This is a genomic window from Xanthomonas sp. AC360 (genome assembly GCF_979258225.1).
The window spans coordinates 1,171,122-1,181,201 of the sequence record NZ_OZ409846.1; the positions used below are offsets into that span (position 1 = coordinate 1,171,122).

Below are 10,080 nucleotides of genomic sequence, written 5' to 3' on the forward strand. Positions count from 1 at the left end.
GCTGGCCCCGTTCGTTTGTCCGTCCTCCCTCGATCAGGAACGTGCAGGCATGATCCCCGCACCACTTCGCAACATCGTCATCGTCGGTGGCGGCACCGCTGGCTGGATGGCGGCCGCCGCCTTCGCGCGCGTGCTTGGCCCCACCTTCAACGTGCAGCTGATCGAGTCCGAGCAGCTCGGCACCGTGGGTGTCGGCGAAGCCACCGTGCCGCACATCAAGGCCTTCAATAACTTGCTCGGCATCGATGAGGCCGAGTTCGTGCGCCAGACCCAGGGCAGCTTCAAACTGGGGATCGAATTCGTCGACTGGCAACGCCCGGGCAGCGCGTACATCCATGGTTTCGGCACGCAGATCGGCCATTCGCTCGGGCTGCTGCCGTTTCATCAATACTGGATCAGGCAACAGCTGCGCGGCAAAGCGCAGCCGTTGGGCGCGTACACGCTCAATACCGTGGCCGCGGCGCGCGGCAAGTTCATGACCTCGGCCGGCGATGTGCCGGCCACTTCGCCGCTGGCCAACATCGCCTACGCGTATCACTTCGATGCCTCACTCTACGCGCGCTTCTTGCGCGGGTTTGCCGAAGCGCGCGGCGTGCGCCGCATCGAAGGCATGGTGGAGCAGGTGCAACTGCACCCCGAGTCGGGCCATGTGGTGTCGCTGCAGCTGGCGTCCGGCCAAGTCATTGCCGGCGATCTGTTTATCGATTGCTCGGGCTTTCGCGGCCTGTTGATCGAAGACGCGTTGCACACCGGCTACCACGACTTCACCCACTGGCTGCCGTGCGACCGCGCGCTGGCCGTGCCCTGCGAAAAGATCGGCCCGCCCACGCCGTACACGCGCTGCACCGCGCGCGCGGCCGGCTGGCAATGGCGCATCCCGCTGCAGCACCGCACCGGCAACGGCTACGTGTATTCCAGCGCGCACATCAGCGACGACGAAGCCGCGGCCAGCTTGCTCGCCAACCTGGATGGCACGCCCTTGGGCGACCCGCGCCCGCTGCGCTTCACCACCGGCCGGCGCAAGCAGTGCTGGAACCGCAATGTGGTCGCGCTGGGCCTGGCCAGCGGTTTTCTGGAACCGCTGGAATCCACCAGCATCCATCTGATTCAGTCCGGTATTTCCAAGTTGCTGGAGCTGTTCCCGCGGCAAGGCATCAGCCCGGTGCTGGTGCAGCGCTACAACGACCGGCTGGCGTTCGAGTTCGACCGCATCCGCGATTTCCTGCTGCTGCACTACCACGCCACCGAGCGCGACGACAGCGCGTTCTGGCGGCACTGCCGCAACATGCCGATTACCCCCGAGCTGCAGGCCACGCTGGACCTGTTCCGCGACAGCGGGCGGTTCTATCGCAATGCCGAAGAGATGTTCGCCGAGATCAGCTGGGTGCAGGTGATGGTAGGCCAGGGCATCCTGCCGACCGGCTACCACCCGCTGGTGGACCAGGTGCCGGACACCGACGCCGAAGGCTTCCTGGCCAGCGTGGCGCAGACCATCAGCCACTGCGTGGATGTCATGCCGACCCATCAGCAGTTCATCGACCGCTATTGCAAGGCGGCGCCGGTGCGGTGAGCGCCCGCCGGTGCAGCGATCGGTACCGGGCGAGTGCCTCAGGACTTTGGCGAGGCAATGCCGGAGTCGCGTGCGATCGTGCCGAAGACGCCGCCCCCAGCACGGTGCGCAGTCGGGTGGCAGCGGCGCATCCGCGCCGGGCGACGGCCAAAAAAAGGATCGGGCACAAGGCCCGATCCCTTCGAAAACCGGGACAAGCCCGGTGGACAATGAGTGGCACAGCTTCCGACTGACATCGGACGCGGCATGCTAACCAGACTTTAACGTTAAAGCAACACTTTAATTCTATTGGGTTAACTTGTTGATTTTGCTGGCAGCGCATGCGCTGGCGTACGGCACGCGTGTTGTCATTCCCGGTGCTGTCCGATTGCTACGCGGATTTCGGCCTGGATAGCGGCAGCCGCCGCTGCCGGGTCGGCGGCCAGGCGGATCGGCCGGCCGACGACAATCGCATCGGCGCCATCGGTGAAGGCCTGCGCCACGCCCACGGTGCGTTGCTGGTCGTCGCCGACCGGGCCGCCCGGACGGATGCCGGGGCAGACGATCGAAAAGGCCGGGCCGGTGGCGCGGCGGATCGGGCCGGCTTCCTGGCCGGAGGCGATCACCCCGTCGATGCCGGCGGCCTGTGCGGCCAGCGCGCGCTCCACCACTACGTCCACCGGTTCGCGGTCGATGCCCATCGCGGCCAGGTCCGGACGCCCCATCGAGGTCAGCACGGTCACTGCCAGCAGGCGCATGTCGCCCTGGTTGGCCTCGGCGGCGGCCTGCAGCATGCCGGCGTGCCAACCGTGCACGGTGCAATAGCTCACCGGCCATTGCGACAGGCGGCGGATGGTGCCGGCCACGGTGGCGGGGATGTCGAAGAACTTCAGGTCGACGAACACGCGCTTGTTGCGCTTGGCCAGGGCATCGAGCACATGGAAGTACTCGCCCGACGCCAGCAGCTCCATGCCGATCTTGTAGAAGGCCACAGAGTCGCCCAAGCGGTCGACCCAGGCGATCGCCTCGTCATGGCTGGGCACGTCCAACGCGAAGATCAGCCGCTCGTGCGCGGCCAGCGGCAAGGGGGGACGGCTCATCGTGCAAGCTCCAGTGCGGCGCGCTTGGCGTCGTGGCGGGTCTGCCAGGGTTGGGAATAATCGTTGTTGAACTGCACCGGCTCCCAGCCGCCATAGCTGGGATTGGGCAGCATCCACCAGCGCTCGCCGAACCAGTCGTGGTACTGCTGCAGCAACGCGCCGCGCGCCTGGCTGGTGTTGGCGGTCACCTGTACGAAGTCGCCCAGCTGGTCGCCGAACTGCATCAGCACGCGGTAGGTCTGCCCGGCCAGCTGACGACGGCAGTTCTTCTCGCTGCCGTTCTGCTCGCAGCCTTGCACCACCGTGCCCAGGCCGAGAAACACGCTGTCGTCGGCCACCGGCAGGCCGGCGCTACGCAGGTTGGCCAGGGTGGCGTCCTTCAGGTGCACGGCGCGGTTGGAGATGTAAATCAGGGTGATGCCACGGGCGTTGGCGGCCTTGGCGAAATCCACTACGCCGGGGATCGGCTTGGCCTTCTTCTGGGCCACCCACTGGTCCCAGCTCAATTCGTCGTACTCCTTGCCATCGCGCAGCAGGCGCGCCTGGTAGGGCGAGTTGTCCAGCACGGTCTCGTCCACGTCCAGCACCACCGCCGGCTTCAGGCCGGTGGCGGCATTGCCGCGTTCTTCCGGCACCAGCGCATCCCAATTGGATTGCTTGAGCGCGGCATCGAGCTTGTCCGCCGCAGCGCGGTAGGTCTGCTCGGCCACCGCACGGTATTCCTCCGAGCGCTGCATCCACAGCACCGCGTTGAGGTTGTCGTCGCCGGCTGGGGCGGTGTTTGCAGTGGGCGCGGAGGCCTGTTTCGCCGCAGCGGCACTGGCGGCCGCGCTGGCCGACACGGCAGCGGCTTGCGCACGCTGGCCCATCTCCTCTTGGCCAGGCTTGCAGGCGCTCAAGGCCAGCGCAGTGCAGGCGAGCAAGGACAACGGTGCGTAAAGCGAGGGGCGCATGGCATCCACCAGAACAGGAGCGGTAATGAAGAGCGCAATTTTAGCGGGTTCGCGCCGCATCGCTCGCCGCTGCCGAAGGCGCTGCGTTCGAGAGCCGCAGAGGCACACCGCCGCTGGCCTGGTCGATCAGAGTTTTCGGTGCGACGGCCGGTGGTCGGATGGCGGCGCTGGTTGCGTCCCCGCGCGCGCGCCAGCTGCCGGCGCCGCCGCCGCAATGGCGCATCCATAACGACGCGTCACGCTGCACGATCACAAGAGCCGAAGAACGCCGATGCCGGATCGGCATATCCTTGCGGGCTGATCGCCCCTGGAGCCACCCATGACAGAGACCTCGCCACCGCCCGTCCTCGATGCCGCTCAGGCCCGCGTGCTTGGTTGCCTGATCGAAAAGGAAGCGACCACCCCGGACGCTTATCCGCTCACCGTCAACGCCGCACAGGTGGCCGCCAACCAGAAGACCGCGCGCGAGCCGGTGCTGAACCTGCAGACCGGCGTGGTGCATCACGCGCTGCGCCAGCTGGAAACGCTGGGCCTGGTGCGCCAGCAGTTCTCCTCGCGTGCAGAACGTTACGAACATCGGCTGGGCAGCGTGCTGGATCTGACGCGCCAGCAAGTGGCCCTGATCGGCCTGCTGCTGTTGCGCGGCCCGCAGACCCTGGGCGAGCTGTTCGCGCGCAGCGAGCGGCTGGCGCGCTTCAACGATACCGACGACGTGCGCCATCACCTGGACCGGCTGATCCAGCGCAGCCTGGCGGTACAACTGCCGCGCGCCAGCGGCCAGCGCGAAGAGCGTTATGCCCACCTGCTCAGTGGCGAGCTGGACCTCGACGCACTGCAGGCCGCCGCCGCAACGCGCGAAAGCACGCCACGCGGCGCCGACACCGCGGCCCTGGAAGCACGGGTGCAGAGCCTGGAAGAGCAGCTGCAGGAACTGCGCGAGCAGGTGACCGAGCTGCGTACCCGCTTGGGCGAGTAAACGCGGGGATTGAAGCGACTGCGCCGCATCGTCGTGGGTGGCGTGCTGCTTCCAGAACAACCGCCGCATGAGCCGCGCCGGTCTGATCCGGCTGGGTCGCACGGTGTACCCGTTCCTGCAGGCCGAGCTGTTTTTGCCATGGAGCAAAGACCGCTTTGCCGAACGCATCGAACAGACCATCGACATGTTCGTGCGCGAAGGCCAGGGCGCACGCCGCAGTCTTCGATGCGGCGTCACGTGCGCACTGCGGTTCCTTCGCGCATCCACTCCGCCGAAGAATGCGCGTCAGCGGCTATCAACCGCTCCGGAGCAAGTCACCGGTCTGCAGTGGCCGGCTCACGCCGTCGCCGGCACCCGTTCCAGCACGCCGCCTGCATAGTCGGCCTGGAACGGCAGGTCCGGCCGATGCGCATAGCCGATAAAGCAATCGCATCGCGCATTGGGGCAGCTGCGGGCACGTAACTGCGTCGCGAAACTGCCGTCGTAGAGATTGCCCAGCGGCGTATCGACGAAGTGGCAGCGCCGCACGGTGCCGTCGCCATCCACCGACAACACCGATTCGCCAGTCAGGCAGGGCGCGCCGAAGCTCGGCGGCGGGGCGAGGTTGTAGCCGAAATGCGGATCGATCCGGCTCAAGCGCTGCACCTGCTCGGGCGTGTAGTAATCGGGCGGACGCGGATCGAAGGCGTTGAGCCACATCGGCGTGATGTCGGGCAAGGCCGCACGCAGCGCTTCGATCTCGTCCATGTGCGCGTGCGCGGCGACCATGCCCACGCTGTGGCGCACGCCGCGGTCGCGCAACGCCTGGCAGCGCCGCAGGAAGGCCGCACGCGTCACCTGGCTGGGATGGTAGGTGCACCACAACGCCAGGCGGTCGAGATTGGCCGCGTCGAGCCAGCGCATGCCCGTGCACAGGTTGGTCTGGATCGCCACGCGGCGTAGTTGCGGCAGCTGGCTCAGCTGCACCATCGCCTCGCGGTAATGCCGCCGCACCAGGCCCTCGCCCCAGGGCGTGAACAGGATCGACAACGGCCGCGTCTGCGCCCGTGCCCAGCTAACAAACCGCGCCAGATCCTGCGCGTCGCGACGCAGCGCGGCGGGGCTGTCGTAGGTCTTGGCGAACGGGCAGTAATCGCAGGCGTAGTTGCAGCTGCTCAGCCGGCCGCGATAGAGCAATGACAGATGCATCGGCCGCTTACCCGACCTGGTACTGCTGCATGCGCTCGACAATCGGCGCCGAGGTCAGCCACGGGCCGATGGTGTCGGCCCGCTCCATGCCCGCGGCGGTGAGCGCCAGCAGCGCTCCGTGCCGTTGCGCCAGCCCTAACGCCAGCAACTCCTGCAGCTGTGGCAAAGCCTCCAGGCAATCGCGGCCAAAGCGCTGACGGAACTCATCGCAGTCCAGCCCCGGAAACACCAACAGCGACTGGATCGCATGCCGCCGCATGGCATCGTCGGCATCCAGCGCAATGCCGTAGTCGGCGCAGGCGAAACTGGCCGGATCGCGCGCCAGATAGTGTTCGAGAATCTCCGCCACCGAGCGCCGGCTGACCCCGTATTCGCTGGAGTAATGCAGGCCGGCGGTATACGAGCGCGCGCCGCAGCCGATGCCCACCATGCCATCGCTCTGGCAGCAGTACACCGGCGCGTCGCTATCGCGTGCATGCGGGGCGCGGAACATGCGCATCGACACCTGCGTGTAGCCGGCCGCCAGCAGATGGTCGCGGCCGGCGCGGTACAGCACCAGGCGCTCGTCCAGCGGCTCGGGTTGCAGCACAAAGCTGCGTCGCCCGCCCGCCTTGGCCTCGATCCGGCCCAGGCCGGTCATCGGACGCACGTACAGCGGATACAGATACAGTTCTTCGGGCGCATGCTGCAGCGCGCTGTCGATGGAGGCCAGGAAACTGTCCACGGTCTGCCCGGCGATGCCGTAGATCAGATCCAGATTCAGCGTTGGAATGTCCTGGGCGCGAATGATGGCGATCGCCCGCTCCACCGTGTCGCGCTGCTGCGGCCGCACCAATGCGCTCACTTCGGCAGCGCTGAAACTCTGGATGCCCATGCTGACGCGATCGATGCCGGCCTGCCGGCAGACCCGCAGCCGCTCGGCATCGACGGTTTCCGGCGACACCTCGATGCCGGCCGGAATGGTGTCCAGCGCAATCGTCGCGTGGCGGTCCACCATGTCGAACACGCGCTGCAATTGCGCCGGATCCAGATAGCTCGGCGTGCCGCCGCCCATCGCAAAGCGCACGAAGCGGTGCGTGCCCAACGCCTGCACGGTGGCGCGCAGTTGCTGCTCCATCTGCGCCAGATACGCCTCCACCTGCGCCGGCGCCGGCCGCGCCAATGCGAACAGATTGCAGAACCCGCAGCGGTACGAGCAGAACGGAATATGCAGGTACAGAAACAGCGCCTGCCGGGGCTCGTCGGCCCAGACCTGCGACAACGGCACGGCCGGCTGTAGCGGCCGGTAACTGGTCTTGTGCGGATACGAGTACGAATAGGCCTGATACGGCGGCTGGCGCAGCAATTCGGCCAACGAAGGCAGGCTCATGGGGTCACCAGGAAATGGGCATAAGGCACGGTCATCACCACCTCGTGGGCCAGGCGATGGCCATGGTAGCCATCCTCGCCGTAGGCAGTGCCGTGATCGGAACAGACGATGGCAAACGCACCGCCGCGCGCGCGCAGTGCGGCAAACAACGGCGCCAGCGCGGCATCCACATAGCGCAGCGCGGCGCAGTGGCTATCGAGGTCGTCGCGCACCGCGCCGGGCAGGTAATGGCAATTGGGCTGATGCATGGCCGAAACGTTGATGAATAGAAAACAGCGGGTCTCGCGCAGCGCGGGGTCGCCCAGGCGTGCGCAGGCCAGCGCGACCTGGCGCTCGGTCGAATCGGCGGCGGTGACGCCAAACTGCGGCGACCAGTGGCTTTCGCGAAACAGGCCGGGCAACTGTGCGCCCAGCGCGTTGCGCTTGTTGAAGAAACCGGTGCCGCCGATGCACAGCGTGTGGTATCCGCAACGTGCCAGGCCATCGACGATAGTGCCGCTGTCGGCGAACACCTGGGTCTGCGCAACGATGGTTTCGCTGCCATCGAAGGCCAGCGCAAACAGGCGCGGATGCGGTCCCTGCCGCGCGGGAGTCGGCAAAAACCCCGCGAAAAACGCCATGTGCGCCGCATACGTAAAGCTGCCCGGCGTGTGCCGCCGCTCCCAGCCGTCGGCAGGCAGATACGGCGCCAGCACCGGCAGTTCGCCGCGCGCAAAACAGCGCTGCGCAGCGTCGTAGCGCAGCGTATCCAAGGTGATCAGCACGATGTCGTGCGCACCGACAATTGCGCGCATGTCCGGCAGCAGTTCAGCCATGCAGCAGGCCCTCCTGGCGCGTGTCGGCGGTCATGCCAGGAGCGGCGGCAACGGCGCCGAGTGCCGCCTGATCTTCGTAGGTGGTGCGGCCCTGCCAGCGCAGCTGCGGCAGCAGATCGCCAAAGCCGTTGGCCTCCAGCACATGGCAGCGCCCGGCGCGCTGGATCAGGTCGAAACCGATCATGCGACAGTCGGCAAACGCGCTGGCCGCCTGCGCCACGGTGCTGGCTACCGCTGCATCCACTTCGGCGCTCTGCCAGGCCTGCGCCGGCAGGCGCCGGTTGCCCAGGTGCAGATTGGTCAACGGGCCGCGGCTGGCACGCGCCACGCGTTGCCGCGCTGCGCCGTCGAACGCGACCACGCGCAGGTCGTAGTGATAACCGGGCAGGCCGGGCGCGCGCGGCTTGGGAATCCACTGTTCCAGGTAAGCGCCCTGCGCGGCGATCGCATCGACCAGCGGCGCAATCTCGTCGGTGCGGGTATAGCGGCGCTGGCGCAAGGCGTTGAACACGCGCACCTGGCCGTCCTGTACCACCAGCTCGGCCGAACCGCTGGCGATCTGGCGTCCGTCGCGATGCCAACGATACGCCAGCACGCCGGCACCGGAGGAGCCGTAGCGCGGCTTGAGAAATGCCTGGGTGCAGCCGCTGGCCTGCAAGCATTCGCGCAGGCCGGCGTAGCTGTCGACCGTACCCAGCAGGGTCGGCACGCTGACCCCTGCCGAGGCCAAGCGCTGCTGGCAGCCAAGTTTGTCGGTCATTGCCAGCAGGTCCGCCGGTGGATTGAGATAGCGCGCCGCCGGCAAGGTTGCGAGCAGGTCTGCAAACCCGGCATGCCACAGGTGCTGATGCGCCAGTTCGCCATGCGCCAATGGCGCAGGTGCCGGCCCTGGCTGTCCAAGGCAATGCCAACCACGCACGATCAGCGCCTGATGCAACGCCGGCGCTTCGCCCGGCGATTCCAGCTTGACCAGCGCGCCCGGATGCCGCGCCAGCCAGTCTTGCAACGGCGCTGTGGTGTCCAGCAGCTGCAGATAATCGAACACCGTCGCCGCGGGCTGTCCCTGCGCCTGCAATGCCTGCTGCAGGGCGGCGACCCTGCGGCTACCCTGCGGTCCCACCAACACCCAATGCGCGCTCACGTCATTCGGAGACAGCGACGTAGCGCTCGTCTTCGTCTTCCTCTTCGTGCTCTTCCAGGATCACCGTGGCCGGCAGCGTCGCCAGACGGGCCTGCCAGTCGGCAGAAATGTAGTGGTGGCTCAGATCGATCCGCTGCAGCTGGCCCAGCTGCGTGCTTTCGACCAGCGCCCGCGCCCCGACATCGCCGATGGTGCCCAGCGACAGGTCCAGCGTGTCCAGGCTGCCCAACCACGGCTGGGTGGCCAGCCAGGTCGCCAATTCGTCGGTGTTGGCCGCGTTGCGCAGGCCCAGATAGCGCAGACGCTCCGGGCCGATGGCTGCCAGCAGCCGCTGGTAGGTGCCCAGATCGCCGTCGTAACCGTAGTCCTCCACGCCCAGCCACAGCTCCAGGTGCTGCAGCGCCGGCAGCGTGGAGTCGGCGATCGCCTGCACGATGGCAGACGGCAGCCCACCGCATTCGATCGCCAGTTCCTGCAGCTGCGTGTGCGTGAACGGGGTCAGCACCAATTTGGACGAACCGCGCACACGCAGCGATTGCAGCGCCGGAAATGCGGCCAGCAGCGGGGTGTAATCGGTCTGGATGATCCACGACACCTCGCAGTCCTCGCAGACCATGTCGCCGACGAACAGCGCGCGCAGCGCGGTCAGTTCGTCGCGGCGTTCGATCAGCCGCTGCAAATAGCCGCTGGGGCCTTCCTCGTAGGATTCGCGCCACGGGCCGATGATCAATGCCTGGATGCTGGCCGGGTCGACCTGCGCCAACAGGGTGTCGAGCAACTCCGCCTGGCTGCCTTCGCTTTCGTACTCCTGCCGCAGCCGGTACACCACGTCGCCGCCGCTGGCGGGCTGGTCCACACTGAAGTCCACCACGCGCTTGCCGCGATAGAATTCCGAATACTCGCCGATCGTCATTGCATTGCCTCCCTGGCTCGGTGAGGTCACAGGATACCCGCACGGTCATGGCAACCTCGTTAATGCCATGCGCCAC

General features: G+C 67.1%; 9 protein-coding genes and 1 pseudogene. 3 read left to right on the plus strand and 7 right to left on the minus strand.

Translation table 11 applies throughout. The annotated features are described in order from the left end of the window. The first annotated feature begins 49 nt into the window (after positions 1-49). A complete protein-coding gene (locus ACZZ0O_RS05035; protein ID WP_463592386.1) occupies positions 50-1,570 on the plus strand; it encodes a tryptophan halogenase family protein in 1,521 nt (506 codons plus the stop codon). A gap of 347 nt (positions 1,571-1,917) precedes the next feature. On the opposite strand, the gene pyrF is transcribed toward ACZZ0O_RS05035, so the two are convergent. Next, positions 1,918-2,649, minus strand: coding sequence for an orotidine-5'-phosphate decarboxylase (pyrF, locus tag ACZZ0O_RS05040; RefSeq protein WP_323539463.1), 732 nt, complete (start codon positions 2,647-2,649; stop codon positions 1,918-1,920). Next, on the minus strand, positions 2,646-3,611 hold the full coding sequence (locus ACZZ0O_RS05045; RefSeq protein ID WP_463592387.1) for a 5'-nucleotidase, lipoprotein e(P4) family: 966 nt from the start codon (positions 3,609-3,611) through the stop codon (positions 2,646-2,648). Before ACZZ0O_RS05045 ends, pyrF begins: the two co-directional genes overlap by 4 nt. Before the next feature lie 310 nt (positions 3,612-3,921). Between ACZZ0O_RS05045 and ACZZ0O_RS05050 the strand changes: the two genes are divergently transcribed. Both ACZZ0O_RS05050 and ACZZ0O_RS05055 read left to right on the plus strand, forming a co-directional pair. Continuing rightward, positions 3,922-4,578 (plus strand): YceH family protein, encoded by a 657-nt coding sequence (locus ACZZ0O_RS05050; RefSeq protein ID WP_055854651.1) that lies wholly within the window; start codon positions 3,922-3,924, stop codon positions 4,576-4,578. 25 nt (positions 4,579-4,603) lie between these two features. After that, positions 4,604-4,780, plus strand: a pseudogene (locus ACZZ0O_RS05055) (hypothetical protein); the annotation flags it as partial. A gap of 134 nt (positions 4,781-4,914) precedes the next feature. On the opposite strand, the gene ACZZ0O_RS05060 reads toward ACZZ0O_RS05055, so the two are convergent. The 5 genes from ACZZ0O_RS05060 to ACZZ0O_RS05080 are packed head-to-tail and all read right to left on the minus strand — an operon-like array spanning position 4,915 to position 10,004. Beyond that, positions 4,915-5,766, minus strand: coding sequence for an STM4011 family radical SAM protein (locus ACZZ0O_RS05060; protein WP_463592388.1), 852 nt, complete (start codon positions 5,764-5,766; stop codon positions 4,915-4,917). A gap of 7 nt (positions 5,767-5,773) precedes the next feature. Next, the gene (locus ACZZ0O_RS05065) at positions 5,774-7,135 is read right to left on the minus strand and encodes an STM4012 family radical SAM protein (protein WP_463592389.1); all 1,362 of its coding nucleotides are present in this window, start codon (positions 7,133-7,135) and stop codon (positions 5,774-5,776) included. Continuing rightward, positions 7,132-7,950: an STM4013/SEN3800 family hydrolase gene (locus tag ACZZ0O_RS05070; RefSeq protein WP_463592390.1), complete on the minus strand. Its 819-nt coding sequence runs from the start codon at positions 7,948-7,950 to the stop codon at positions 7,132-7,134. The genes ACZZ0O_RS05065 and ACZZ0O_RS05070 overlap by 4 nt, the downstream gene beginning before the upstream one ends. Next, positions 7,943-9,073, minus strand: coding sequence for an STM4014 family protein (locus ACZZ0O_RS05075; RefSeq protein ID WP_463592555.1), 1,131 nt, complete (start codon positions 9,071-9,073; stop codon positions 7,943-7,945). The genes ACZZ0O_RS05070 and ACZZ0O_RS05075 overlap by 8 nt, the downstream gene beginning before the upstream one ends. Positions 9,074-9,092: 19 nt before the next feature. After that, positions 9,093-10,004 (minus strand): STM4015 family protein, encoded by a 912-nt coding sequence (locus ACZZ0O_RS05080; protein WP_104616989.1) that lies wholly within the window; start codon positions 10,002-10,004, stop codon positions 9,093-9,095. Between the last annotated feature and the right edge of the window lie 76 nt (positions 10,005-10,080).